This is a genomic window from Streptomyces sp. NPDC051561 (assembly GCF_044454195.1).
In the GTDB taxonomy this organism is placed as follows: domain Bacteria; phylum Actinomycetota; class Actinomycetes; order Streptomycetales; family Streptomycetaceae; genus Streptomyces.
Genome location: NZ_JBITDM010000011.1, coordinates 189,854 through 214,920 on the forward strand (window position 1 = coordinate 189,854; position 25,067 = coordinate 214,920).

18 protein-coding genes are annotated in these 25,067 nt (G+C 71.9%); 2 read left to right on the forward strand and 16 right to left on the reverse strand.

The annotated features are described in order from the left end of the window. Nucleotides 1–57: 57 nt before the first annotated feature. From ACIA73_RS24385 to ACIA73_RS24420, 8 genes are all read right to left on the reverse strand, one after another. Nucleotides 58–702 (reverse strand): TetR/AcrR family transcriptional regulator, encoded by a 645-nt coding sequence (locus ACIA73_RS24385; protein ID WP_399440786.1) that lies wholly within the window; start codon nt 700–702, stop codon nt 58–60. Next, a complete protein-coding gene (locus ACIA73_RS24390; RefSeq protein WP_399440787.1) occupies nt 699–1,454 on the reverse strand; it encodes an aminoacyl-tRNA hydrolase in 756 nt (251 codons plus the stop codon). Before ACIA73_RS24390 ends, ACIA73_RS24385 begins: the two co-directional genes overlap by 4 nt. Nucleotides 1,455–1,679: 225 nt before the next feature. Further along, nucleotides 1,680–2,900 (reverse strand): spore photoproduct lyase family protein, encoded by a 1,221-nt coding sequence (locus ACIA73_RS24395; RefSeq protein WP_399440788.1) that lies wholly within the window; start codon nt 2,898–2,900, stop codon nt 1,680–1,682. A gap of 83 nt (nt 2,901–2,983) precedes the next feature. After that, nucleotides 2,984–4,570, reverse strand: coding sequence for a cryptochrome/photolyase family protein (locus tag ACIA73_RS24400; protein WP_399440789.1), 1,587 nt, complete (start codon nt 4,568–4,570; stop codon nt 2,984–2,986). Nucleotides 4,571–4,765: 195 nt separating this feature from the next. Further along, a complete protein-coding gene (locus tag ACIA73_RS24405) occupies nt 4,766–6,355 on the reverse strand; it encodes an MFS transporter (protein ID WP_399440790.1) in 1,590 nt (529 codons plus the stop codon). A gap of 78 nt (nt 6,356–6,433) precedes the next feature. Next, the gene (locus tag ACIA73_RS24410) at nt 6,434–6,907 is read right to left on the reverse strand and encodes a MarR family winged helix-turn-helix transcriptional regulator (RefSeq protein WP_399440791.1); all 474 of its coding nucleotides are present in this window, start codon (nt 6,905–6,907) and stop codon (nt 6,434–6,436) included. Nucleotides 6,908–7,031: 124 nt separating this feature from the next. Beyond that, nucleotides 7,032–8,402, reverse strand: a complete 1,371-nt coding sequence (locus tag ACIA73_RS24415; protein ID WP_399440792.1) for a class I SAM-dependent RNA methyltransferase — start codon at nt 8,400–8,402, stop codon at nt 7,032–7,034. A 108-nt stretch (nt 8,403–8,510) separates the two neighbouring features. Continuing rightward, a complete protein-coding gene (locus ACIA73_RS24420) occupies nt 8,511–10,577 on the reverse strand; it encodes an APC family permease (protein ID WP_399440793.1) in 2,067 nt (688 codons plus the stop codon). Nucleotides 10,578–10,786: 209 nt separating this feature from the next. On the opposite strand from ACIA73_RS24420, the gene ACIA73_RS24425 reads away from it, so the two are divergent. Next, nucleotides 10,787–11,452, forward strand: a complete 666-nt coding sequence (locus tag ACIA73_RS24425; RefSeq protein WP_399440794.1) for a potassium channel family protein — start codon at nt 10,787–10,789, stop codon at nt 11,450–11,452. Next, nucleotides 11,452–12,132 (forward strand): potassium channel family protein, encoded by a 681-nt coding sequence (locus ACIA73_RS24430; RefSeq protein ID WP_399440795.1) that lies wholly within the window; start codon nt 11,452–11,454, stop codon nt 12,130–12,132. The genes ACIA73_RS24425 and ACIA73_RS24430 overlap by 1 nt, the downstream gene beginning before the upstream one ends. Nucleotides 12,133–12,231: 99 nt before the next feature. On the opposite strand, the gene ACIA73_RS24435 is transcribed toward ACIA73_RS24430, so the two are convergent. The 8 genes from ACIA73_RS24435 to ACIA73_RS24470 form a co-directional block, all read right to left on the reverse strand. Beyond that, nucleotides 12,232–13,014: a DUF3159 domain-containing protein gene (locus ACIA73_RS24435; RefSeq protein WP_399440796.1), complete on the reverse strand. Its 783-nt coding sequence runs from the start codon at nt 13,012–13,014 to the stop codon at nt 12,232–12,234. Between the two features lie 3 nt (nt 13,015–13,017). Then, nucleotides 13,018–13,416, reverse strand: a complete 399-nt coding sequence (locus ACIA73_RS24440; protein WP_399440797.1) for an OB-fold nucleic acid binding domain-containing protein — start codon at nt 13,414–13,416, stop codon at nt 13,018–13,020. A 92-nt stretch (nt 13,417–13,508) separates the two neighbouring features. Continuing rightward, nucleotides 13,509–14,195, reverse strand: a complete 687-nt coding sequence (locus ACIA73_RS24445) for a response regulator (protein ID WP_399440854.1) — start codon at nt 14,193–14,195, stop codon at nt 13,509–13,511. A 65-nt stretch (nt 14,196–14,260) separates the two neighbouring features. Beyond that, a complete protein-coding gene (locus ACIA73_RS24450; protein WP_399440798.1) occupies nt 14,261–16,813 on the reverse strand; it encodes an ATP-binding protein in 2,553 nt (850 codons plus the stop codon). Nucleotides 16,814–17,011: 198 nt separating this feature from the next. Next, on the reverse strand, nt 17,012–17,746 hold the full coding sequence (locus ACIA73_RS24455; RefSeq protein ID WP_399440799.1) for an ABC transporter ATP-binding protein: 735 nt from the start codon (nt 17,744–17,746) through the stop codon (nt 17,012–17,014). Between the two features lie 78 nt (nt 17,747–17,824). Next, nucleotides 17,825–18,871 (reverse strand): ABC transporter ATP-binding protein, encoded by a 1,047-nt coding sequence (locus ACIA73_RS24460; protein WP_399440800.1) that lies wholly within the window; start codon nt 18,869–18,871, stop codon nt 17,825–17,827. Beyond that, nucleotides 18,868–21,648, reverse strand: a complete 2,781-nt coding sequence (locus ACIA73_RS24465; RefSeq protein WP_399440801.1) for a hypothetical protein — start codon at nt 21,646–21,648, stop codon at nt 18,868–18,870. Before ACIA73_RS24465 ends, ACIA73_RS24460 begins: the two co-directional genes overlap by 4 nt. After that, nucleotides 21,645–25,052 (reverse strand): FtsX-like permease family protein, encoded by a 3,408-nt coding sequence (locus ACIA73_RS24470; RefSeq protein WP_399440802.1) that lies wholly within the window; start codon nt 25,050–25,052, stop codon nt 21,645–21,647. Before ACIA73_RS24470 ends, ACIA73_RS24465 begins: the two co-directional genes overlap by 4 nt. Nucleotides 25,053–25,067: the final 15 nt, after the last annotated feature.

The window sequence follows — 25,067 nt, forward strand, 5'->3', positions numbered from 1 at the left end:
ACGACCGATCGTGCTATTACTTTCGCCCGCACACGGGAAAGTCAACGACCGGGCATATCAGGGGATTTGGGGCACCAGCGTGGAATCCGTCGCCGTCGCACGCAGCCTGGAGGTGATGCCCGTCCGCGCCCGGTCGTAGGGCAGCGTCTCCTCGGTCAGGAGGGAGTGCGCGTTGGCGGTCTCCATCAGCGCCACCAACTCGAAGGCCAGTTGCTCCGTATCGGTGTCGCCGCGGAGTTCACCGCCCGCCCGCGCGTCCGACGCGCACCCCTCCACGTACGCCATCCACGTCGCCAGCGACCGCACGAGCGCGTCGTGCACCGGGCCCTGCCGGGCGTCGAACTCGGCCATCACCGCGGAGAAGAAACAGCCCCCGGGAAACACCCGGCGCTGCGAATAGCCGAGCCAGCTCTCGCAGAGGCGCGCGAGACGCCCCACTCCGGCGGGGATGCCGTCCATCGGCCGCAGCACCTCGTCGGCGAAGATCCTCGACGCGGCCCGGACAGTGGCCAGTTGCAGCTCCTCCTTGGAGCCGAACAGTGCGAACACCCCGCTCTTGCTCAGCCCGAGCTCGGTCGCGAGCCGTCCCACCGACAGGGCTTCGAGCCCCTCGACGGAGGCGATGTCGACGGTCCGGCGCAGTACCAGGCGCCGGGTGCGGTTGCCCCGTTCGACCCGCCCGTCCGCCTTGGTGGAGCTCACCGCCGTAGCGCCGGGTGATCGGCGACGACGGTGCAGGAGCCCGGCGCGATCTCCGTGAAGCCCGCGTCCCGCACCAACGGAAGCCCGCTCGCGGTCAGTTCACGCCAGTGCGCGGCCTCCGCGGTACGCACGGCCAGGGGGAAGCCGGCGTCGCGCCACTCGGTGCGCTGTTCATCGGTCAGCTCCCACCAGGCGAGTTGGGCGCCGTGCCCGGCCTGCGCCATCGCCTTGCCGGCCGACATGTCGACATCGGGGCTCATCCAGAGCACCGGCCGGGTGCGGTCCGGCTCGCCGGGCGGTTCCGGATCGTCCAGGTCGGTGCCCGAGACTTGGAGCTTGGCCAGTTCCTTGGGCCAGCCGTCGAGCGGCACCGGCGGGAAGACCCGCACCTCGGCCGACTTCCCGGTGACCGTGATCCCCGGCAGCGCGGCCGCCTTGCGCCACTCGGCGCCGCGCGCCCTGCGCACCACCTTGCGGATACGGGCGTCCTGCCAGTCGCGCATCACCTGCGCCCACTCGCCCTCACCCTCTCCCTCGCCCAGGGACCGCTCGTCACTGAGCATCACCAGAACCGCGCGGGCCGCGGTCTCCAGTGCGTCGGTACGAGCAGGGGGCGCCGTCTTCTCCAGGTGCGCCACGAGCGGCAGCACGAACTGCGGGGCCTCGTCCCGCGAAACGTTCTCGTGCTGGAACGGGCTGTCGGGCCGGTGCTCGGGGTCGCCCACCTGGGCGCTGATGTCGTTGCTGGTCACCCGCCCCAGTCTGCCAGCACGGCAGGGGCATCCGGGAGGCTGCGCGGGTCCTGTCCACGCACACCTCCGGCGATTACAGCCATCCGCAATCGGCCGGATCGGGCAAGGCGGCACGATTCCCCTGAGGGGGAAGCTGACACGGCGGTTCCCCGAACGGCTACGCCCCGCACTCCCGGGGGCAGCCCGGCCGCGCGGTACCGAGGCCGCCTGTCCGGGCACCTCGCCTCAGAAGGCGTACCGGACACGCAGCCACGGAGCGTGTGCGGCCAGCAGTTGCCGCATGCGGGTCAGCGCCTGCTGCTTGATCTCCAGGGCGTAGCGCACATTGACGGCCCCGTTCTGCGAGCGTTTGGTCTCCTGGGCCTCCGGCTGCCACAGCACGTCCTCGGCGCGCGGGTGCCAGCCCAGGTTGACCTCGTGGAGCGCCTGATTGTGGGTCAGCATGATGACCTCGGCCGCCGCCTGCTCCTTCACGCGCGCGGGCAGGACGTCGTCGAGATGGGTCAGCAGGCCGGCCCAGTCACGCTGCCAGCCGGGGCGCAGCACCACGGGCGAGAGGTTGAAGTGGACCTCGTATCCGGCATCGAGGAAGTCGGCGGCCGCGGCGATCCGCTCGTCGATCGGGCTGGTGCGGATGTCGAGGAGGCGGGCGTCGTCCGGCGGCATGAGGGAGAAGCGCACGCGGGTGCGTCCCTGCGGGTCGAGCGCGAGCAGGTCGGGATTGACGAATTTGGTCGCGAAGCTGGCCTTCGCCGTCGGCAGGCTTCGGAACGCTGCGACGAGATCGGCCGTGTTGTCGCAGACCAGGGCGTCGACGGAGCAGTCACCGTTCTCGCCGATGTCGTAGACCCAGGCCTCGGGATCGCACTGGTTGGGTTCCGTCTTGGGGCCCTGGGCCCGTACGTGACGCCGGACGTGGGCCACGATCGCCTCGATGTTGGTGAACAGCGTGATGGGGTTGGCGAAGCCCTTGCGGCGGGGGACATAGCAATAGGCGCAGGCCATCGCGCAGCCGTTGGAGGGGCCCGGAGCGATCCAGTCGGCCGATCTTCCGTTGGGGCGCGTCGCGAGCGTGTGCTTGACCCCGAGGACGAGCGTCTCGGTCTTGATGCGGACCCACCGGCCGATGTTGCCGTCGTTGCCGTGCAGGGCGGGGATGTTCCAGTGACTGGCGACCTCGGTCACGCGGGCGTCCGGCAGCCGGGCCATGATCTGCCGGCCGCGCGGCGAGTCAAGGGCGGCGGGCTCCGCGTAGACCTCACGGACGTCGAGCATCCGGCGCGCCTGCGGACTCTCGCGGAAGGGCTGGAGGGCGGCGCGCCCCGGCGCGGTGTCCGGCGCGGTGTCCGCCCAGCCGAAGAGTGTCTGCTGCTCGGGCTCTCCCGAAGCGGACCCGGGCTGTCCCGCGCCCGAGGGGGATCCAGGTTCTCCCGCCGGCCTGCCCATGTGCTGTTCCTCTCCGTTCCGTCCGCTCCTGTCGCTGCCCGCTCCTGTCGGCGCCCAGGGTCTCGGGCCCCGGTCGCCGGTCCTCAGTCCCGGCGGTCGCGCTCCTGCGCGAGGAGCTCGTCCAGATCGCGGAGGCGGTCCAGCCCCCGCACGGCCTGCGACATCCGCGCGTTGTGTTCGAACCGGTCGCGGTGCCGGTGCAGAAGGTTCCAGTACCCGGCGGTGAAGGGGCAGGCGTCCTCGCCGACCCGTACGGTCGGCTTGTACCGGCAGGGGCCGCAGAGATCGCTCATGCGGTCGATGTACGCGCCCCCGGACGTGTACGGCTTGGTGGTCATGCGGCCCCCGTCCGCGTACTGCGACATGCCCACCACGTTCGGCACCATGACCCAGTCGTAGCCGTCGACGAAGCTGCGGTGGAACCAGTCGGTGACGGCTCCGGGCTCCCATCCCCGCTGCAGGGCGAAACTGCCCAGGATCATCAGGCGCGGAATGTGGTGCGTCCAGCCCGTCTCGTTGACCTGCCGCAGCGCGTGGCTCAGGCAGTTCGCGTCGGTCCCTGCCGGGGACAGCTCGGTGAACCAGTCGGGCAGCGGCGCGTGGTGGCGCAGGGTGTTGCTCTCGCGGTAGCGCGTGCCGAAGTGCCAGTAGACGTGCCAGACGTACTCGCGCCAGCCTGCGATCTGCCGTACGAAACCCTCGGCGCTGTTGAGCGGCACGTCGCCCGACCGCCATCGCTCCTCGGCCCGTTCGACGCATTCGGCGGGGTCGAGCAGGCCGAGGTTGAGCGACGAGGAGAGGAGGCTGTGGCTCATCACCGTGTCCTTGGCCAGGACCGCGTCCTCGTACGCGCCGAACGTGGCGAGCCGGTGCTCGACGAAGCGGCGGAGCCCGGCGAGTGCCTCGCGGCGGGTGGCGGGGAACCGGCGCGGCCCGTCCTCGCCGACGAACACGACGTCCCCGTCGCGCTCCCAGCGGTCGAGATCGGCCCGCACCTCGGCGTCGATGTCGCTTTCCCGGGGGTGGTAGGGCGCGGGAACACCCAGGTCGTCGGCGCCCTTGGGCGGGGGCTGCCGGTTGTCGTGGTCGAGGTTCCAGCGCCTGCCGGCGGGCCGGTCGCCCTCCATCAGCAGGTCGTGCGACTGGCGGACCCAGCGGTAGAAGTCCTCCTGCCGGAGGTGTTTCGTGCCCCGGCCGTCCGCCCAGATCCTGAACTCGTCGTGCGTCACGAGGAATCCACGGGCGGGCAGTACCCGTACGGAGGGCAGCGCGTCCACGAAGGCGCGGGCCGCGTGGGACGTCGGATGGTGCACGGTCACCGGAGCGTCCCCCGCCGCCTCGCGCAGCCCGTCGCGGTAGGTGTCCGCCTTGACGTACCGCACCCGGTCACCGAGCTCGGCGGCCCGGTGGCGCATCGCGGAGAGAATCAGGTGGGCCTTGGCACGGTGGAATCGCCGCCGGCCGAACACACTGCGGGCCTCGATCATCAGGAGCGGCGCATCGCGGTGGGGGCCGCCCCGCGCCGGATCGACGAAATGAGGTCCCAACTGGTCACCGAACAACCAGTGGACAGCCCCGGAGCCCCCCGCCTGCTCCTCCTCCCCCTTCTTCCCCTCTCCCTTCTCCGGCTTCTCCGCCCTCTTCTCCCGGTCCGCCCTCTCCGCAGTCATGCCGAGCACTCCGCCCACGATCTGTTGCCTGGCCGACGCGATCCGCTGCGCGACGCTTTCCGCACCGATCAAAGCGCACCACGGCGCGGACCGTACTCGGCACACGCCGGGCTGCGCCCCGGGAGCACCTCAGCCCTTGCTCGGACACCCGGGCGCCCTCCGGCGGGAACACCTGCCGCGGCTCCTGACCGGACCTCAGTGAGGGTTGGCGGGAGACGGATTCCGTCGTACGCCGGCCACGGCGAGGACGGCACCGGCCACGCACAGGATGCCGGTGACGAGGGCGGCGGTGTGTACGCCGTTGATGAACGCCTGCCCACTGCCCTCGATCACCGCGGCCCTGAGCTGCCCGGGCATGTCACCGCCGACCGGGGCGACACCCATCGCCACCGCGTCCTTGGCCCCCTGCAATTGCTCGGCCATGGGCGCGGGCACCCCGGCTCCGGCCAGCTCGCCGGTCAGGGTGGAGCCGACCCGGCTGCTGATGAGGGAGACGAGTACGGAGGTGCCGAGCGCGCCGCCGACCTGGAGAGCCGTGGCCTGGAGGCCGCCCGCCACACCGGCGTCCTTGACGGGTGCGTTGCCCACGATCGCGTCGGAGGAGGCGGCCATCACCATGCCGACGCCGAGGCCGAGGGCGATGAACGGCGGCCACATCGCCGCGTACGAGGAGTGCACCCCCCAGCCGAGCATCGCGAAGGAGGCGGCCGCCTGGAGGACCATGCCGAGCGGCATGGTCAGCCGGGCGCCGAACTTCTCGGTGAGCTTGGCGCCCAGCGGCGAGGCGACGACGGAGGCGAGGCTCAGCGGCAGCGTGCGCACCCCGGCCTCGACGGGGGTGAAGCCCCGTACGTTCTGCAGGTACAGCATCACGAAGAAGATCACGCCGAGGAGGACGAAGAAGTTGACCGCGGTGATGATCGTGCCGATGGTCAGCGCGGGGCTGCGGAACAGCCGCATCGGGAGGAGTGGGTGTTCGACGCGCGTCTCGTACCGGACGAACACCAGCAGGATCACGACGCCGACGGCGAGCGTGCCCAGTGTCGTACCGGAACTCCAGCCCCAGCTCTCGCCCTTGACCACACCGAAGACCACGACCAGCAGGCCGGCCGCGAGCAGGATGACGCCCGGAACGTCGAAGCGGTGGCGGCCAGTGGTGCTCTTGCTCTGCGGCAGCACCAGCGCGCTGACGACGAGCGCGAGGACGCCGATCGGGGCGTTGATGTAGAAGACGGACTCCCAGTTGACGTGCTCGACGAGCAGCCCGCCGACGATGGGGCCGAGCGCCGTGGACACCGAGGACACCATCGCCCAGATGCCCACTGCCATACCGAACTTCTTCGGCGGGAACACCGCGCGGAGCAGACCGAGCGTGTTCGGCATCAACAGTGCGCCGAACAGGCCCTGGAGAGCGCGGAAGGCGATGACGCCCTCGATCGAGCCCGCCAGACCGATGGCGACGGACGCGACCGTGAAACCCGCCACGCCTATCAGGTAGTACGTGCGCCTGCCGAAGCGGTCGCCCAGCTTCCCGCCGAGGATCAGCGCGGCGGCCAGGGCCAGCAGGTAGGAGTTGGTGACCCATTGCAGGTCGGCGGTGGACGCGTTCAGGTCCCGGCCGATCTCGGGGTTGGCGATCGAGACGACGGAGCCGTCCAGGCCGACCATGAACAGGCCGAAGGCGACCGCGATGAGCGTCAGCCAGGGCTTGCCGCGCCGGCCGTGCGGGGTGGCCGGTGGGGAGTGCGCGGGCAGGGGTGAGTGATCCACGGCGGTGGAGGACATGGAAGTGCCTTGCTTTTCAGAAGAGTTGGGGCATACGGCCGGCTACGGATGCGCCTGCCGACTACCGCGCGAACGCCGTCAGTCGGTGGCGGGGTGAATGTGCCGCGCCAGTCCCTGGAGGGCGCCGAGGGCGGAGCCGATGGCGTCGAGTTCCCCGTCGGTGAGGGCGTGCAGCGCCTCGGCGACGTACCCCTCCACCAGGTCGTCGACCGCTGCGAGCCGGCGCCGGGCCTCGGTCGTCACGTGCAGGTGTGCCACGCGCTTGTCGGCGGGATCCTGCCTGCGCTCCAGCAGCCCCAGGCCGGCCAGCTGAGTGACCAGCGCACTCACGTTGTTCGGCTTCATGAGCAGCTCGTCGGCGGCCCTGCGCACGGTGATGCCGTCCTGTTCGCCGACGAGCCGCAGCAGCGACAGCTGGCCTTCGGGCAGCTTCGGGTGCGGAAAGTCCTGGGTGAGACGACGGTCGAGCGCCCGGTGCAGCGCGGGCAGGACGGCCGCGAGCCCGGAGGCGGTGCGACGGGTGTCCTGCTCGGACGCGCTGGGGGTGGGCATGCGGGCATCATAGATATACCGAGATACCTATGTCAACATACCTATCGATCGACCGGGGCCCTCACCCCGGATGGCCGTCGGCACCGACGGCGCCGACGACCTCGTGAAGTGACCGAACCGCGGGTCACGCGTCCTTCGCGGCAGGCTCCAGGATCGCCACGCACTCCACGTGGTGCGTCATCGGGAACAGGTCGAACACCCGCAGCGTCCGCACCTTGTAGCCGCCCTCCGCGAAGTAGGCCAGGTCGCGGGCCAGGGCGGCCGGGTCGCAGGCGACGTAGGCGATGCGGCGGGCGCCCAGGGTGGAGAGGTGTTTGACGGTCTGCTTGCCGGCGCCCGCGCGGGGCGGGTCGAGGACGATCAGGTCGGCTTCGGTGATGCCGGTGCGCGGGAGGACGGACTCGACCTTGCCCTGCTCGATGCGGACGTTGGGCATGGAGGCGAGGTTGTGGCGGGCGTCCTCGACGGCGCGCTTGCCGGACTCGATGCCCAGGACGGCGCCCTGGTCGCCGACGCGTTCGGCGATCGAGCCGGCGAAGAGGCCGACGCCGCAGTAGAGGTCGAGGGCGGTCTCGCCCTTGCGGGGCATGAGGCCCTGCATGACGGCGCGCATCAGGGTGTCGGCGGCCTGGGGGTGGACCTGCCAGAAGCCGCCCATGCCGACGCGGTAGGTGCGGCCGTCGGCGCGCTCGCGGACGAAGGCGCGGCCGTGGACCTTGTGGACGCCGCCGTCCTTCTCGTGGACGCGCAGGACGGAGACGGGCTTGTCGAGTTCGACGAGGGGGAGGCGGCCGCCGGGGGTGGGGGTGAGGATGACCTGGCGGTCGCCGGAGCCGGTGGCGGCGATGGCTTCGACGGAGGCCATGCCGGGCCAGTCGCGCTTCTCGACGCCGAGTTCGGAGACGCCCTCGGAGGCGATCATGCAGTGGTCGATGGGCTGGATGTCGTGGGAACGGTGCTTGCGCAGGCCCACGGTGCCTTCGGCGTCGATGGCGTACTGGACGCGGGTGCGCCACTGCGGGACCTGGCCGGCGGGGAGCTTGTCGCCCTCGGCGGGCATCACGGTGCCGTCCCAGCCGGCTTCCTCGGGGGTGAGGCCGGCGAGGCGCAGGAGCTGTTCGGCGACGACTTCGCCCTTGAGGCGGCGCTGGGCGCCGGGCTTGGCGTGCTGCCAGTCGCAGCCGCCGCACTTGCCGGGGCCGGAGAAGGGGCAGGGGGCTTCGACGCGGTCCTTGGAGGCGGTGAGGACGGTGACCGCGTCGGCGCGCAGGAAGCGGGCGCCCTCGTCGCCGTCGGTGATGCGGGCGATGACCTTCTCGCCGGGGAGGGTGTGACGTACGAAGAGGACCTGGCCCTCGGAGGTACGGGCGATGCAGTGGCCGCCGTGGGCGACGGGGCCGACCTCGACCTCGTACTCGGTGCCGACGAGGGAGACCTTGGGGGCCGCCTCGGGGGTCGCGGATTCCTTCGACGATTCCTTGGACTCTGACTGCATGGTGGGGGTACTCCAAGGGATCGATCAAAAGGAACGGCCGGACAACAGCCCACCAGTCTACGTGGGAGTTGTCCGGCCGCTCGCCAGCCGCTGCCGCTGTGCGCGGGGTCAGCTCTTCGAGGACTCCTTGGCGGACTCCTTGGGTGCTTCCTTCGGCCGCCGGTCGACCGGTCCCCGTCGTACCGCGCCCGGAGCGTTCCAGTCCGCGCGCTTCTTGGCGCGCTTCTTGGCGGCTTCGGAGGATTCGAGCTGGTAGGGGACGGAGGTGACCATCACGCCGGGGGTGAAGAGCAGGCGGCCCTTGAGGCGCAGGGCGGACTGGTTGTGGAGCAGGTGCTCGTACCAGTGGCCGACGACGTACTCCGGGATGTAGACGGAGACGACGTCGCGCGGGCTCTCCCGGCGCAGACCCTTGACGTACTCGATGATCGGGCGGGTGATCTCGCGGTACGGGGAGTCCAGGATCTTGAGCGGGACATTGATGCCGCGCCGCTCCCACTCGTCACGCAGGGCCTTGGTCTCGGCCGCGTCGACGCTGATGGAGAGGGCTTCGAGGCGGTCGGAGCGCATCAGCTTGGCGTAGGCGAGGGCGCGCAGGGTGGGCTTGTGGACCTTGGAGACCAGGACGATGGAGTGCACCCGGGAGGGGCGCAGGCTGTCGTCGGAGGGGCCTTCGGCGGCGGAGATCTCGGAGGCGACGCGGTCGTAGTGCTTACGGATCGCGGACATCGTGCCGTAGAAGATCACCATGCCGAGCAGGGCGACCCAGGCTCCGTGGGTGAACTTGGTGGCGAGGACCACGACCAGCACGAGGCCGGTGAAGAAGGCGCCGAAGGTGTTGATCGCGCGGGAGCGGATCATGTGGCGGCGCTTGGCCTGGTTCTTGGTGGTCTTCAGGTGGCGGTTCCAGTGCCGCACCATGCCGATCTGGCTCAGGGTGAAGGAGACGAAGACTCCGACGATGTAGAGCTGGATGAGCTTGGTGGAGTCGGCTCCGTAGAGGAAGACCAGGAGCACCGCGGCACCGGCCAGCAGCACGATGCCGTTGGAGAAGGCGAGGCGGTCGCCGCGGGTGTGCAGCTGGCGGGGCAGGTAGCGGTCCTGGGCGAGGATCGAGCCGAGGAGCGGGAAGCCGTTGTACGCCGTGTTGGCGGCCAGGAAGAGGACCAGCGCGGTGGCGGCGGCCAGGAGCACGAAGAAGAAGGTGCCCTCGCCGAAGACGGCCGCGGCGACCTGGGAGATCACCGGGTTCTGGACGTAGGAGTCGCCCACCGGGACGCCGTCGCGGACCAGGTCGACGGCCGGATTCTCGGCCATCCGGACGCCGGTGTTCATGGCGAGCGCGATGATGCCGCAGAACATCACCACGGCCAGGGTGCCCATCAGGGCCAGGGTGGTCGCGGCGTTCTTGGACTTCGGCTTGCGGAACGCGGGGACGCCGTTGGAGATCGCCTCGACGCCGGTGAGGGCGGCGCAGCCGGAGGAGAAGGCGCGCAGGAGGAGGAAGACCAGGGCGAAACCGGCCAGGCCGGGGTGTTCGGGTTTGATTTCGAGGTCGGCGGTCGGGGCCGCCATGTCGTCGCCGGTCAGGGCACGGAAGGTGCCCCAGGCCAGCATGATGAAGACGCCGGCCACGAAGACGTACGTGGGGATCGCGAAGAGCTTCCCGGACTCCTTCATGCCGCGCAGGTTGAGCAGCGTGAGGAGCACGATGACGGCCACCGCGCAGAGCACCTTGTGCTCGACCACGAAGGGGATCGCGGAGCCCAGGTTCTCGATGCCGGAGGAGATCGACACGGCGACGGTCAGGACGTAGTCGACCAGCAGGGCGCTGGCGACGGTCAGTCCGGCCTTCGGGCCGAGGTTGGTGTTGGCGACCTCGTAGTCGCCGCCGCCGCTCGGGTAGGCACGCACGTTCTGCCGGTAGGAGGCGACGACCGTGAACATCAGGACGACGACCGCGAGTGCGATCCACGGGCTGAAGTGGTACGCCGAGACACCCGCGATGGAGAGTACGAGCAGGACTTCTCCGGGCGCGTAGGCGACGGAGGAGAGCGGGTCGGAGGCGAAGACGGGAAGTGCGATGCGCTTGGGGAGGAGCGTTTCTCCCAGCTTGTCGCTGCGCAGGGCCCGGCCGATCAGGATCCGTTTGGGCACGTCGGTCAGTTTGGACACGCAGAGGATCGTAAGCGGTCGAACGCTTGCGGCTCCGCCACCACCCCCGGCCGCCACGGAATCTCCCGGAGCCGCGTGCGGAGCGCCAAGAGGTCTCTGACCGGGGGTCCCCGTGGGCCACCGGACGTGTGTAGCTTTGGCGGCGGTCTGAGACTCTAGTGAGTCCGACAAAAACTATTGATGGACTCTTAACGGCCGGAAGGACGGACGTGCACGTCGTCATCATGGGCTGCGGGCGAGTGGGAGCCGCTCTCGCGCAGACTCTGGAGCAGCAGGGGCACACGGTCGCAGTGATCGACCAGGACCCCACGGCCTTCCGCCGACTGGGATCCGGGTTCGGTGGCCGCAGGGTCACCGGGGTCGGTTTCGATCAGGACACCCTCCGCGAGGCGGGCATCGAGGAGGCCGGGGCCTTCGCCGCCGTCAGCAGCGGGGACAACTCGAACATCATCGCGGCCCGGGTGGCCCGGGAGATGTTCGGCATCGAGCACGTCGCCGCCCGTATCTACGACCCCCGCAGGGCCGAGGTGTACCAGCGTCTGGGCATTCCCACGGTTGCCACGGTCCGCTGGACCGCCGACCAGATGCTGCGCCGGCTGCTGCCTTCGGGCGCGGAGCCGCTGTGGCGTGACCCGAGCGGCGGTGTGCAGCTCGCCGAGGTGCACATCTCGCCGTCCTGGATCGGTCACAAGATCAGCAAGTTGCAGGAGGAGACGGGCGTGCGTGTCGCGTTTCTCACCCGGCTGGGCGAGGCGGTCCTGCCGAGCTCCCAGACGGTGCTGCAGGAGGGCGACCTCGTGCACGTGATGATGCACACGCACGAGGTCGCGAAGGTCGAGGCGGCCTGTTCGCTGGGTCCCGAGGAAGGTCACTGATGAGGGTCGCGATTGCCGGAGCCGGTGCGGTGGGGCGTTCCATCGCGGGCGAGCTCCTGGAGAACGGGCACGAGGTGCTCCTGATCGACAAGGCGCCGACCGCCATTTCGGTGGAGCGGGTGCCGACGGCCGAGTGGCTGCTCGCCGACGCCTGCGAGATCACCTCGCTGGACGAGGCGGCGTTGCAGCGCTGCAACGTGGTGATCGCCGCGACCGGTGACGACAAGGTCAACCTGGTCGTCTCGCTGCTCGCCAAGACCGAGTACGGGGTGCCGAGGGTGGTCGCCCGCGTCAACAACCCCAAGAACGAGTGGCTGTTCAACGAGTCCTGGGGCGTCGACGTCGCGGTCTCCACGCCTCGCCTGATGTCGGCGCTGGTCGAGGAGGCGGTGAGCGTCGGTGATCTCGTACGGCTGATGCGCTTCAGCCACGGCGACGCCAACCTGGTCGAGCTGACCCTGCCGCCCGAGTCCGCGCTGTCGGGCACGCAGGTGGGCGACGTGGAGTGGCCGGTGGACACCTCGCTGGTGACCATCATCCGCGGCACGCGGGTCCTGACGCCGACTCCGGAGGAGACCCTGGAGCCGGGCGACGAGCTGCTGTTCGTGGCGGCGCAGGCGCGTGAGGAGCAGCTGGAGGACCTGTTGCAGGTCAAGCGCGAGGACATGCCGAAGGGCTGAGTTCCGGTACGCCGGGTGGGCCCGGCGGCCGGTACGCCTGAGGGGCCCCGCACCATGGACGGTGCGGGGCCCCTCAGGCGTACGTACGGGCAGAGCCGCTCAGGCCTCGTGGGGCTTGGCGGCGGCCGCCTCCTTGCGTTCCTTCTCGGCCTTCTCCTCGGCCTCCATCTCCGCGAATACGTCGATGGGGGCGGGCGCCTTGGCCAGGAAGACCCAGGTCAGGTAGACGGCGAGCAGGAACGGCGGGATCTTGAGGGCGACCGCGACCCAGCCGAACTTGGTCGTGTCGGCCCACCAGTACAGCGGGAAGAGGATCGCGCACTTGGTGAGCAGGATCAGACCCCAGGCGTAACTCGCCTTGGTGTACGCCTTCTTGCGGCCGGGGTTGCGGGTGCGCCAGGAGAGGTTCTCCTTGAAGACCGGGCCGAGCATCAGGCCGATCAGCGGCACTCCGGCGACCGCGGTGATCAGGTACGCGAGGGAGAGGCCCAGGGTGTAGAGCATGCCCGGGAGCATGAAGTCCTTGGCATTGCCCGTGATCATCGCGAAGACCACGCCGAAGGCGACGCCGAAGACACCGCTGAAGGCGTGCTTCATGGTGTCCTTGCGGACCAGGCGGACGACGACGAGCAGCAGCGAGATCCCGAGTGCCGCGATCGCCGAGGTGTGCAGGTTCTTGGTGATCGTGAAGAGGGTCACGAAGAGCAGCCCCGGCAGCACGGTCTCGACCATGCCCCGCACACCGCCGAAGGCCTCGAAGAGCGCGGCCTCGGTGACGGCCTTGGCGGCGGCGTCCTGGGGCGGTGCGTCCGCGGGGACGACGTACGGGTACGCGGTGTCGTCCTGCTGGGGGTCGTGGGTCGGCTTGTCGTAGGACGTCACCGGCTACTCCTGTCCGAGTGGTCGGAGTTCGTATTTGGGATTGAAGAGCACCCGGCGGCCGTGGCTCATGGAGATCCGGCCGGTGGCGATGAGCTTGCGGCCCGGCTCTATGCCCACTATGGAGCGGCGGCCGAGCCAGACGACGTCCAGTGGTGCCGTGCCGTCGAACAACTCGGCCTCCAGGGCCGGCACTCCGGCGCGGGGGCGCAGGGTGACCGTGCGCAACGTACCAGTCACCTTGACGATCTGGCGGTCGTCGCAGGCGGATATGGGGGTGCACCCCACTGCCTGGGTGTCCTCCTGCAGCTCGGCGGAGTGCAGGTCCTCCTGCGAGCTGGACAGGCGGTCGAGCATCCGGCGGAACCGCCCGGTCGGCTTCTCGGGTCGAGGTACGGCACTCATACCGGAAGCGTACCGGGGTGTGGACCGGTGGGGTCACCCGGCGTAGTCACCAGCTTGCGGGGATGGGGCGGGAGGGGCGTGGGGGGCGGCGTTCAGCGCTCGAACCGGTAGCCCATTCCCGGCTCGGTGATGAAGTGCTTGGGGTGCGCCGGGTCCGTTTCCAGCTTGCGGCGGAGCTGGGCCATGTAGACCCGCAGGTAGTTGGTCTCCGTGCCGTAGGAGGGGCCCCAGACCTCCTGGAGGAGCTGCTTCTGGCTGACCAGGCGGCCGGTGTTGCGGACCAGCACTTCGAGGAGGTGCCACTCGGTGGGGGTGAGGCGGACGTCGCGGCCCTCGCGGTGGACCTTCTTGGCGGCGAGGTCGACGGTGAAGCCCTCGGTCTCGATGGTGACGTCGCCCTCCTCGCCCCCGCCGACGGGCTCCGCACGGCGGACCGCGGCGCGCAACCTGGCCAGGAGTTCGTCCATGCCGAAGGGCTTGGTGACGTAGTCGTCGGCGCCCGCGTCGAGGGCCTCGACCTTCTCGTCGGAGGTGTGCCTGGCGGAGAGGACAAGGATCGGGACGCGGGTCCAGCCGCGCAGCCCCTTGATGACGTCCACACCGTCCATGTCGGGCAGGCCGAGGTCGAGCACCACCACGTCGGGGTGGCGGGCGGCGGCGAGCTGGAGCGCGGAGGCGCCGTCGGCGGCCGCGTCCACCTCGTACTTGCGTGCCTTCAGATTGATCACGAGGGCGCGCACGATCTGCGGCTCGTCGTCGACCACGAGCACCCGGGTCATGGGGACCTTCCTCACTGCTGTCTGCTGCTTGGCTGCTGTCTGCTGCTCGGTCGCGGGCGAAGGAGTCATGAGAGGGCCTGGGCCGAGAAATCGGGCTGTACGGGGGTCTGGCCGGGGGCCACCTTGAGGGTGAGCACCATGGTCATGCCGCCGCCGGGGGTGTCCTCGGCGGTGAGGGTGCCGCCCATGGATTCGAGGAAGCCCCGGGCGACCGCGAGGCCGAGGCCCACTCCGGCGCCGCGGGGGGCGTCCCCGTACCGCTGGAAGGGCTCGAAGATGCGTTCCTTGTTGTCGTCGGGGACGCCGGGGCCACGGTCGGTTATCCGTACCTCCACCCGGTCGCCCAGCGCGCTGGCCGCGACGGAGACGGGGGTGTGCTCGGGGCTGTACTTGACCGCGTTCTCGACCAGGTTGGCCGCGGCCCGCTCCAGCAGGCCGCGATCGACGGCGACCATCGGCAGGGTCTCCGGAATGTCCAGTTCCACGCTGTCGTCGGGTACGCCGACAAGCGCCATCGGGATGACCTCGTCGAGATCGGTCTCGCGGATCAGCGGGGTGACGGTGCCGGTCTGCAGGCGGGACATGTCCAGGAGGTTGCCGACCAGGTGGTCGAGGCGGTCGGCGCCCTCCTCGATGCCTTCGAGGAGTTCGGCCTCGTCGGCCTCGGACCAGGAGACGTCGTCGGAGCGCAGCGAGGTGACGGCGGCCTTGATGGAGGCCAGGGGGGTACGGAGGTCATGGCTGACGGCGGCGAGCAGCGAGGTGCGGATCTTGTTGCCCTCGGCGAGACGGCGGGCGTCCTCGGCCTGCCCGACCAGGCGCTGACGGTCCAGTACGACGGCGGCCTGGGCGGCGAAGGCGGCGAGCACCCTGCGGTCCTCGGCGGGCAGCACCCGGCCGGAGAGGGCGAGCGCCATGTGGTCGCCGACGGGCATGTCGACGTCGGCGTCCTCGGGCCGTTCGGAGGGGCGGGGCCCCACGCTGCCCGCGCAGGTCCATGGGTCGACGTCGCTGTCCCGCTCCAGCAGGGCCACCGACTCCATGGCGAAGGTCTCGCGGACCCGTTCCAGCAGGGCGTCCAGGCTGGTCTCGCCGCGCAGCACACTGCCTGCCAGGAAGGACAGGATCTCGGACTCGGCGCGCAGCCTGGCGGCCTGCTGGGTGCGGCGGGCGGCCACGTCGACGACGGAGGCGACGGCGACGCCGACCGCGAAGAAGATCACGATGGCGACGATGTTCTTGGGGTCGTCGATCGTCAGTGTTCTGGTGGGCGGGGTGAAGAAGAAGTTGAGCAGCAGGGAGCCGGCGGCGGCCGCGGCGAGGGCGGGCAGGAGGCCGCCGAGGAGGGCGGCGGCGACGGTGAGGAAGAGGTAGAGCAGGACGTCGTTGGCGAGGCCGGGACCGTTGTGGATGCTGATCAGCAGCACGGTCAGCAGGGCCGGGCCCACGGTGCCGACCAGCCAGCCGGCCAGGATCCGGGAGAAGCCGAGCCTGGCGCCCCGCGCGACGGGCAGGCCGCGTCCCTTGGCGGCCTCCTCGTGGGTGACGATGTGGACGTCGAGGTCGGGTCCGGAGTCGCGGGCCACGGTCTGGCCGACGCCGGGGCCGAAGACGTACTGCCAGGTCTTGCGGCGGCTGGAGCCGAGCACGATCTGGGTGGCGTTGACGCCGCGCGCGAATTCGAGGAGCGAACTCGGTACGTCGTCCCCTATGACGTGGTGGAACGTGCCGCCCAGGTCCTCGACGAGGGTGCGCTGGACGGCGAGCTCCTTGGGGGAGGCCGCGGTGAGGCCGTCGCTGCGGGCGACGTACACCGCGAGGATCTCGCTGCCGGAGCCCTTGGCGGCCATCCGGGAGGCGCGGCGGATCAGGGTGCGGCCCTCGGGGCCGCCGGTGAGGCCGACGACGATGCGCTCGCGGGCCTGCCAGGTGGAGCGGATGTTGTGCTCGCCGCGGTACTGCTGGAGGTACTCGTCGACCCGGTCGGCGACCCAGAGGAGGGCCAGCTCGCGCAGGGCGGTGAGGTTGCCGGGGCGGAAGTAGTTGGAGAGCGAGGCGTCGATCTTGTCGTGCTGGTAGATGTTGCCGTGTGCCATCCGGCGGCGCAGTGCCTGCGGTGACATGTCGACGAGCTCGATCTGGTCCGCGCGGCGGACGATCTCGTCGGGCACGGTCTCGCGCTGGCGCACCCCGGTTATCGACTCGACGACGTCGCCGAGGGACTCCAGGTGCTGGATGTTGACCGTGGAGATGACGTCGATGCCGGCCTGGAGCAGCAGCTCCACGTCCTGCCAGCGCTTGGCGTGCCGGGAGCCGGGGACGTTGGTGTGCGGGAGTTCGTCGACCAGGGCTACGGCGGGGGCGCGTTCCAGGACCGCGTCCACGTCCATCTCGGTGAAGGTGGTCCCGCGGTACGGGATCTCCTTGCGCGGCACTTCTTCGAGGCCGTGCAGCATCACCTCGGTGCGCGGCCGGCCGTGGTGCTCGACGAAGGCGACCACGCAGTCGGTACCGCGTTCCACCCTGCGGTGGGCTTCGGAGAGCATGGCGTACGTCTTGCCGACGCCCGGCGCCGCACCGAGATAGATCCGGAGTTTTCCGCGTGTCCCGCGTCCCATGGCCTCATTGTCTTCCACCGGGGACACAGGCGACCGGTGTCCACTGCCTCCGACCTTACGTCGCACGTTCGGGACGAATCGGACGGGGTGAGGGGTGGGCGGAGGCCTTGACGGGATTCTGATGCGGGCGGTGAGGGCGGGGGCCGTGGCGGCCCCCGCCCGGGCGTGGGGGCCGGCCCCTGCCCCCGGCCCTCCGCCTCATACCCCGTCGACGATGTGGCCGTCCCTGAGTTCCAGCACCCTGTCCGCCAGGCCCAGCAGCTGGGGGTCGTGGGTGGCTACCAGGGCGGTGACGCCCTCGCTGCGGACGACCGCGCGGAGCAGTTCCATGACCGAGAGGCCGGTTTCGGCGTCGAGCTGGCCGGTCGGCTCGTCGGCTATCAGCAGCGCCGGGCGGTTGGCGAGTGCTCGCGCGATGGCGACGCGCTGCTGCTGGCCGCCGGAGAGCTCGCCGGGGCGCTGCTTGGCGTGGTCGGCCAGCCCGACCAGTGACAGCAGCAGTGCGACCCGCTCGTCGCGTTCCTTGGGGTCGGCCTTGCGCAGCCGCAGCGGCACCCCGACGTTCTCGGCGGCACTGAGGATCGGGATCAGGCCGAACGACTGGAAGACGAAGCCTATGCGGTCGCGTCGCATCTCCAGCAGCCCGTTCTCGCCGAGGGCGCCGACATCGGTGCCGTCGACGACGACGCTGCCGCTGTTCGCCCGGTCGAGGCCGCCGACCAGGTTGAGCAGGGTGGTCTTGCCGGAGCCGGACCGGCCCTTCAGTGCGACCAGCTCACCGCGCGGGACGCTGAAGGAGACACCGCGCAGTGCGTGCACGGCGGCGGCTCCGGTACCGAAGGAGCGGTGCAGATCCTCGACGCGCACCATCGGGCCGCCCCGCTCCAGGGTTCCGGTGCCCGCGCCTGCCGCCGCGTCCGTGCTCTCTGCCATCTTCCGCTCCCCGCTCGTACTGCGAACCACTCGCACTACCGTTCTTGCGCCAAGTGTTGCCCATGGGTACGACATTGGTCACGGGGTTGGCCGATCACCTTTCGAGGACGACGATGAGGGCGAGTCCGGCGACGGCTCCGCCACCACACCCGCCCCCGTCCCGCCCGACCACACCCCCACATGGTCGCTCTCCGCCGACAGCCGCACCCGCCCCCGCAGCCCGTACCGCTCGATGTGCTCGCGCGGCAGCTGGAGGCGGCCGACCCGGTCCAGTACCGCGAACTCCTCGCCCCCCGGGTCTCCCGCGGCCCGCAGCGTCTCGGTCGCGGTGCGCCCGTCCCTGATCCGTACCGTGCGCCTGACCTGCTCGGACACCAGTGGGTCGTGGGTCACCACCAGGACCGTCATGCCGAGCTCCTCGTTGGCCCGGCGCAGGGCGGCGAAGACCTCCTCGCCGCTGGCGGTGTCGAGTTCGCCGGTCGGCTCGTCGGCGAACAGCACCTGCGGGCTGTTGGCGCCGGCCACCGCGACGGCCACCCGCTGCTGCTCACCGCCGGACATCTGCTGCGGGCGGCGGCTGCGGCAGTACCCGACGCCCAGGGCGTCGAGCAGCTCCCCGGCGAGCGCGGCCCGCTTGCGGCGCGGCACCCGGGCGTACTTCATCGGCAGTGCGACGTTCTCCAGCGCGGTCAGATACGGCAGCAGGTTGCGCCCGGTCTGCTGATAGACGAAGCCGACGGTGGAGCGCCGGTAGCCGAGCCGTTCGGCCCGCCCCATGGCCAGCAGGTCGTGCCCGGCGACCCTGGCCCGCCCCGCGGTGGGCAGATCGAGGCCCGAAAGGATGGACAGCAGAGTGGACTTGCCGCTTCCGGAGGCGCCGACCAGCGCCACGCACTCCCCCTCGTCCACCACCAGGTCCAGGCCCTGCAACGCCTGCACCTCGACGTCCTCGGTGCGGTACACCCGCACCACGTTGTCGCAGTGGATCAGCCCCTCGTCGGGGGCCGGCACCCCGGCCGCCCTGGCACGCTCCTCCAGCGCCGCCAGATCGGTGAGGCCCGAAGCGGCCCCGCCCCCGCCCGGACTCCCCGTCCCCGGACTCCCCGTCCCCGGACTCCCCGTCATCGCTCTTCCCCCAGTCGCAGTACGGTGCCCAGCTTCCGCCGCCGGGCCATGACGGTCTCCACCACGACGGCCGCGCCGACCAGCAGCAAGGAGCCCGCGCCCAGCAGCCCGGCCGCGCCGTAGTCGGCCCGCACCACCGGCGCGGAGGTGCCCCCGGTGAGCCCGTGCAGATCCAGCGCGGGGCCGAGCAGGTCCGGCAGGAACAGCCCGAGCGCGCCGCCCCCGATCGCGGCCGCCAGCACCATCGGCAGCAACTGCACCAGGTGCAGCCCGCCGGTGGCCCGGTCGCCCAGCCCCATGGTCCTCAACCGGGCCGCGGTGCGGCCCCGTTCGGGTGCGGACAGCAGCAGGTCCAGTATCAGCGCGACGAGGGCGAGCAGCACGGTCAGCGCGGTGCACAGCCGGAACGCCGTGGTCATCGACGCCAGCACCCCGTCGTCACGGACGGCCGCCTGCTCGTCGGCGAGGATGTGCAGCTGCCCGACGGCGGCCCCTTCGGCGGCCCGCGGGACCAGCGAGCGCAGGGCCCGCCGGTCGATGTCCGCCCCGTACAGCAGCAGCGCGCCCCGGTCGACGGTCGGCGGGCCGGCGAGGGCGCCCAGCACCGACGCGTCGGTGAGCAGCATCCGCGAGTTCGACCGTCCGCGCACCGGCCCGAGTGTGTGTTCCTGTGCCGCGCCGGGCGGCAGCGGCCCGACCACCTTGAGCCGGACGTTCCTGCCCTCCACCTCGGCCAGGTAGCGGCCGCCCCGCTTCAGGTCGGGGCCCGCCAGTACGGGGATGTCGGCGCCGTCCGCGCGCAGTGCGGCCAGCGCCCGGCCGACGGCGGAGCCGGGGTCGGCGGTGCGCAGCGCCCCGGAGTCGGCCGAGACCAGGTCGACGGTGCCGTGGGAGGCGCCGTTGGCCGCGTCGGTGAGGTCGGCGCTGCGCAGTTCCGTGGTGACGCGGTGGCGGACTCCGGGGGTTTCGGCGAGGGCGCGTACCGTCTGGGCGTCCAGGCGTTCCGCCACGTAGGAGGCGTCCGCGCCGGCCTGCGCGCGGGCGGTCTCGGCGCGTCCTTCGAGGAGGGTCTGGGCGACGATTCCGCCGAAGACCGCGGTGGCCAGGGTGGTGACCAGGACGAGCAGGGCCAGGGAGCGGGACGGGGCGTCCCGGGCGGCCCGGGAGAGCGCGATCAGCGGGACGGTGCCGCGTCTGCGGGCGGAGAAGTGGGCGGCGGCCCGTACCGGTGGTGGGTAGCAGCGCACCAGGAGCACCACCACGGAGACCCCCAGCAGGGCGGGTACGGCGGCCATCGGGAGGTCGGGTTCGTCGACCGCCCCGCGCTCGTGCAGGGTGTATACCCCGGCCACCGTGAGCAGCAGTACCGCGCCCTCGGCGGTGAGCCTGCGCAGCGCGGCACCCCGCACCCGCCGCGTCCGGGTACGCACCGGCGCGTGCAGTGCGCCGTCGCGCAGCGCGTACCAGGTCAGCGCGGGCAGCATCAGCCAGCCGGCGGCGGCCACCGCCAGCGCGGTCGTGTGGGCGAGCGGCGAGCCCCCCTCGGGTGCGGACAGCCGCGCGGCGAGCACTCCGGCGCCGTATCCGAGGACCGCCGCCGGTGCGGTGCGCAGCGCGGCGGCCCCGGCGAGCCGGAGCGCGGAGGCGCCGCGGGCCCGTCGCAGCCGCTCGTCGGCGAGCCGGCGGCGCAGCCCGAGCAGGGCGGCGGCGGCACAGGCGGCGAGGCCCACGCAGTACAGCGACATGGGGGCGAAGGCGATGATCACCCGGGCCTTGGCCCAGTCCGCGTCGAAGCCGTCGAGGATCCTGGCGAGGCCGCCGGTGTCCATGAGGCCGGTCGACGGGTGGCGGCCGAGCAGGCAGTCGAAGCCGTCTCCGCCGGCGGAGGAGAATCCGCAGTAGGCGTTGGCGGCGCTGTCCTGGAACCCGCGGACCGCGCTGTTCAGTTGGTCCCTTCCGCGGGAGGTGGTGAGGGGGGTGGCGTCGGCGGTGACGAGGTTCAGGCGCAGCCGCCAGACGGCGCCCAGGCTGAGGTCCTGGTCCTCCTGGAGCTGCTCGGTCGCGGCGGCCCCGATCAGGGCGGCGGCCCGCCAGGAGGTGGCTCCCGAGGTGTTCAACGGCGTGGCCAGCAGCGGCTTCTCACGCATCAGCCCGCTGTCGACGGGAGGGAAGAAGCCGACCACCTCCGCGGTGCCGGCGGCCTGTGCGCTGGCGGGGGCGGGGACGAGTGCGATGCGCTGGCCCAGCCGGAGTTTCAGGGCGTCCCGGGTGCGGGTGGAGACGGCGGTCTCCAGGCGGGTGCTGGTGGCGGACGGGGGGCGGCCCTCGGCGTAACTCCCGGCCTTCGGGCCGTCGTCGGCAAGGAACAGCGTGAAGGTGGCCTGTCCGCCCCCGGTGTTCCCGGTGCCGGACCGGATCTCGATCCGGGCGGAGTCGTGGACCACCTTTCCCCTGAGGGGTGACGGTGCGACGCTCTGGATCTTGGTGGCGGCGGCCCGGAGTTCGGTCGACAGCTCCCCGGTGGGCGGCGCCACGTCTGCCCTGCGTTTGACGATGCCGGTGAACTCGACGGCCGGCAGGGAGAGTTGTTCGTCGCTGATACGGGAGGCCAGTGCGCGCCCCGCCAGCCCGTCGACGACGGCGGGGCCGACCGCCGCGACCAGGGCGAGCAGCCCGGTCAGTACGGCCAGGCAGCCCATCAGCGGCAGCTCGGCCCGCACCGGTCGCAGCCACCGCGCCGGCCCCGCCCCCCGCGTCCACCGCACCGGGCGCTTCACCGGTCCTCCCCCGCCCGCAGTACCCGCGCCAGGTCGATCCTGGCCAGGAAGCGCGCGGCCACCGTCACCACTCCGCAGATCAGCAGGGTCGTCGCGGCCACGGTCAGGCCGATCCGTCCCCACGGCAGCTCGGTGACCAGCCAGGGGAAGACCGGGCCGCCCCCGGTGTCCACGGTGACCAACGGCATGATCACCGAGGCGAGCGCGGTGCCCAGGAAGGTGCCGAGGACGGCGGCGACGGCCGCGATGGCCAGTTGCTCGGTCCACAGATAGGCGGCAAGCTGACCGCGCCGTACGCCGAGCGCCCGGAGCAGTGCGAATTCCCGTTGTCTGGCGCGCGCGGAGAGCGCGGTGTGCAGGGTGAACGCCACCACCGCGAAGGCGGGCGCCAGCAGCAGGCACAGGGTGAGCGCCCCGCGGGCCCCCTGGCGCAGCGGGTCGTCGGCCAGTTCCCGCTCGGCCCCGGCCACATCGGTGGCCTTCCCGTATCCGTGCTGCTCCACGGCAGCCAGGGCGCGGCCCGTGTCCCCACCGCGCACCGACACCCACCACAGGGCCTCGCGGTCCAGGAGCTGTCCGGTCGGGGCGAGTTGGGCGGCGAGCACCCGGGAGTCGACGATCAGCCGGGGTACGTCGCGGGAGACGCCGGGCACTCCCGCGATCCTGCCGGTGATACGGACGGACAGGGGGCGCCCGCCGGGGAGCCAGACCCGGGCGAGGGTGCCCACCGTGGCGTTGGTGGCCGTGAGGAAGTCGTCGGTGGCCAGTACCGGGACGGCCGGCAGCCCGGTGGCTTTGGGGAGCAGGGTGTTCTCCCACTTGGGGAAGGGGCCCGGTACCAGCGGGCCGCGCATTACGGCGTCGAGCAGGGTTCCCGGGGCCTCGGTGTCGGAGCACAGGACGGGCCCGGCCGGTACCTCGGCCGAGGTCTCCGGTGCGGTGCCCGGGCAGAGCGCGCCGGAACGGGGAGCGAACCGCCCGGTGAGGTCCGGGTCGACCCATTGCGGGCGGCCGGTGAGGCCGGGCACCCGGTCGATGGTCAGCCGGTAGGTGCGCCGCACGCTCTCGCCCTCCATGTTCAGGCCGAGTTGGACGATCCGCAGCGGATTCCTCTCGTCCGTCCGGGTCGGCAGGGGCACCGAAACGGTCTGCGGGCGGCCCCCGTTGGCCCGCATCGTCGCCCGGAGGCGGTGCACCAGGCCGTCGCCGTCCTCGACGGAGACCATCAGCGTCACCGGCCGCACCGGTCCGGGGCCGTCGGCGGAGAGCCGTACCCGCAGCGGCAGCCGGCCGTCGAGGCCGCGAGTGGCCGCCGGGTCGAGGGCGGCGCCGTGGGCGGGAACGTCCTTGCCGAGGGCGGCGAGCAGTTCGGCCGTCGGACGGTCGGCGAGGTCGGCGCGCAGGGTGGGCACGGGTCCCGCGGTGGTGTTGAAGGAGGTGAGGGCGATCAGTTTCTGGCCGGAGTTGGCCGGGGTGTCGAAGACCGGGGTGACGGCGGTGGCGCCCGGCAGCGCCGCGTACTTCGCGTATCGCTGGTCGGACCGGGGCCCACCGGTGTGGTCGGGGACGATACTCAGGTCCGAGCCGACGGCATGGACGGCCTGGTCGTGGTCGCTCCGCTCCAGCATGGCCAGCGAGGTGCTGCTGAGCGCGCCGACCGCCAGGGCGAGCGCCACCACCAGGGTCGCCCCGGCGTTGCCTGCGGCCCGGCGGCCCACCTGCCAGCCACCCAGCGGCAGCACCAGCCCGCGGCCGCGCGCGGCCAGCGGTTCGGTGACCCTGGCGATCAGCGGCAGCAGCCGCAGTGCGAGCAGGGCGGCGGCGCAGGTCATGGTGACGGGCGCGAGCACCAGCACCGGGTCGAGACCGGCGTCGCCCACCGGGCTGCGGTACTGCCGCAGCTGGAGCCAGGCCAGCACGGCGACGGCGCCCAGCGCCACATCGGTGCCCGCCTTCTGCACTCCGGGCAGCTTGCCCAGCCTGCGCCGCAGTTTCGCCACCGCCTCCCGGTCCCCGGCCGACCGCACGGCGGGCGCCAGCATCGCCGCCCCGTGCACCAGCACCGCGAGCAGGGCCAGTGCCCAGCTCAGCGGCACCAGTGCCGACGCGGGTACGGCGCCGGGGATCAGCCCCGTGTCGGCCAGCGCCGTCAGCAGCGGTCCGGCCAGGAAGGGGGCGGCGAGTCCGGCGGGGACGGCGACGGTCGCCCAGTGGGCCACCGCTGATCCGGCGATCCGGGGGGTTCCGGCTCCTCGGGCGGCGAGCAGGGCCAGTTCGGGGCGCCGGTGTTCGGCGAGCTGGCGGGCGGTGAGGACGAGGGCGGCGGCGGCCAGCGCGGCGAGCAGACTGGCCGGGATGTAGAGGCCGGCCCGGGAGACCGCGATCGGGGTCTCCAGCCGGCCCAAGGCGCTTACCAGGGCGCCGTCGACGGTGAGTCTGACGTCCTTGGGCGGCCGGTGTTCCCCGAAGACGGAGAGGGCGGTGTCGCTGCCCACGAAGGCGCCCAGCCGTGCACTGAGGGGTTCGATGTCGCCGAGCCCCAGCCGGTCGTGCTCGGGGACGGCCAGCCACTGGTCCTTGGCGGACCGGGTGAACTCCTTGCGGGCCAGGAACGCCTCCCGGTGCACGAACACCAGCCGGTCCCGGTCCCCGAAGGGCCCGGTGACCCCCCGCCACAGCGCGGGGCCGGCCCCGGCGGTCTCGTAACTGCCGGTCATCCGCACCATGGTGGGCCGGTCGTCCTCGCCCACCACGCCGAAACTGCCGCCCACCCGCACTCCGAGCTGCGTTGCCAGGTTCACCGGCAGCGCGCCCTCCAGCACCCCGCCGCGGCCGGAAGCCGCGGGCCAGCGTCCCTCCACCAGCCGGGCGTTCGCCTCCTCGGCACCGGTGGCGCGCACCCCGTCCACCCCGGCCCCCTCCACGCCGACCCCTTCGACGGAGACCACCGCCACCGTCAGGTCCTCCCGCTCCCCGCCGGACCCGTCGATCACCCCGAACTCCGCCGCGAACGACGAGGGCGCCCGCAGCGTCGAGAAGGTGCGGTGCGCGACGCCGCCGAAGGTACGGTCCACGGCGCCGCGTACCGCCGCGTCCGTCCGCGCCCGGTCGGCCGCGCCCGCCGGACCGCTCGTGGTCGGGTGGTCCCCCGTCACCGCCAGCACGGCTCCCTGATCACTGGCGAGGTGTCCCCTGACGCCACCCTCGACGGCGTGCTCGGAGAGGGCGGCGAGGGCGGCCAGCACGGTCGCCGCGAGCGCCACGGCGAGCGCCGCCGCGCAGAGCACCAGGGCGTGGTGCCGGCCCCAGCGCACCAGGACCGGTGTCACCCGTTGCGGTTTCCCGCCCGACGGCCCGCCACCGGCGGTGCCCTGGGTACGTGTCCTCACCGCGGACTCAGCCACCGGGGCCGCTCCGCC